Here is a 410-nt window from a genome sequence, read left to right on the forward strand (position 1 = left end):
AAACTGTGGTGGAATGGACCGTCATATATTGCAGAACTGTATATGGAAGAGCTGGCGGGCAATTAACGTAGGGACGGTTCTTCTGCCCCGCCCATGCAACAATGGTTACGTATATCATATGAAATGAGAATGATCATTTATATGCTTCGAAAGCCCCTCTCAAATCAAAAAGTCTATCCCTTTGGCTAGTTTACATTTCCTGCCCTTACCGTGTATAATAGAATTGTATACAAAAAGTATGCATATAAATGAGAGTTCATCTAATAGAAAGGAAAAGGAGTTGACAAAGCAATGCGTGGAATGGATAATCTGTTAGAGCAGAGCAGAGCAGAGCAGAGCAGAGCAGAGCAGAGCAGAGCAGAGCAGAGCAGAGCAGAGCAGAGCAGAGCAGAGCAGAGCAGAGCAGAGCA

It is taken from the genome of Acetivibrio ethanolgignens (assembly GCF_001461035.1).
Lineage (GTDB): Bacteria > Bacillota > Clostridia > Lachnospirales > Lachnospiraceae > Velocimicrobium > Velocimicrobium ethanolgignens.